Annotated in this window: 2 pseudogenes; one reads left to right on the top strand and one right to left on the bottom strand. The window is 46.1% G+C overall.

Annotation, left to right across the window (positions count from 1 at the left end):
• Nucleotides 1-195 (top strand): annotated as a pseudogene (locus tag KIV40_RS27395) (alkaline phosphatase family protein); the annotation flags it as partial.
• A 99-nt stretch (nucleotides 196-294) separates the two neighbouring features.
• Here KIV40_RS27395 and KIV40_RS27390 read toward each other — a convergent pair.
• A pseudogene (locus tag KIV40_RS27390) lies at nucleotides 295-688 on the bottom strand (ribose ABC transporter substrate-binding protein); the annotation flags it as partial.

Here is a 688-nt window from a genome sequence, read left to right as displayed (position 1 = left end):
ATCGCCTCTACTCACGGTTCTCCGTGGCGTTATGACACACATGTTCCTGTGATCTTTGCGGGCTATGACGTTCAAGGCAAAAAGGTAACGCGCGGTATTACTCCGTATGATATCGCCCCTACTTTATCCAACAAGCTCGGTATCACACAGCCTAGTGGTTCGGTGGGTGAAGTGCTTGAAGAGGTTGCCAATTAAACGCACCTCCCTATAACTCTAAAAATAAGCCGTTTACTGATGCTTAAACAAGCAGACAGATAAACGGCTCTTTTGTTTTCTAGATTCGAATCAGGCAGCTTAGTGCTTTCCTGAGTAACGGAACGCCTCTTCGGTCAGTTTATTCAGCTGGTCATCATTCATTTTGTTATGTACAACCGTAATACGTCCCAAATACACCAAAGGTACTTCGGATTCTCTTTGCTCTAGGTGAAACTTAATCGCTTCAGCTGTCGCAACGCCTAGGTCATCACTCATTCGCATTGGTGTCGCATCTAACTCGTCCGAGCGAATCTTTTCAATCTCTTTTGAAGTTCCACCCCAACCTGTCACGTAGACGTCTGATAGTTTATCGGCATCATTCAGTGCATCAATCGCGCCCATAGTCATGGCGGTATTGGCGTTGTGTACCATCGTCACTTCAGGGAAGTTACCAAGTATCAAACGAATCCCGTCTGCTCCGCCAATTTTCTGA

Source organism: Vibrio sp. D173a, from assembly GCF_030248475.1.
The sequence above is the reverse complement of the archived record's forward strand: the minus strand, read 5'-3'. Positions and strand labels throughout refer to the sequence as shown.